Origin of the sequence: Acinetobacter geminorum (assembly GCF_013009345.1) — a bacterium.
GTDB lineage: Bacteria > Pseudomonadota > Gammaproteobacteria > Pseudomonadales > Moraxellaceae > Acinetobacter > Acinetobacter geminorum.
On the sequence record NZ_JABELE010000081.1, the window covers coordinates 1 to 234 of the forward strand.

Sequence of the window (234 nt, forward strand, 5' to 3'; positions counted from 1 at the left end):
TATTTAGGTTCATAAATGGCTTCAACAGGAATAAGCGCAAATTGATCATTTAACCAAGAATGTTTAAAAGAGCGCTTTTGTTGTACTGTTTCTGTTCTGGCATTATACGTTGCATATTTGAATGCAATTTCTTTGGCATAAGGGGGAAGCATTCCAAATTTAGCTTTTCTCCACTCAAGCTCATTTTCATTCGATAAAATGAGTGGGCAATCATCACTTGGGAAAATATCCATC

The 234-nt window shown here is 35.5% G+C and carries 1 protein-coding gene; it reads right to left on the reverse strand.

From position 1 onward, the window contains the following. Nucleotides 1-234 (reverse strand): SOS response-associated peptidase family protein (locus tag HJG58_RS18785; RefSeq protein ID WP_170249817.1); only part of this gene is annotated, 234 nt, incomplete at both ends.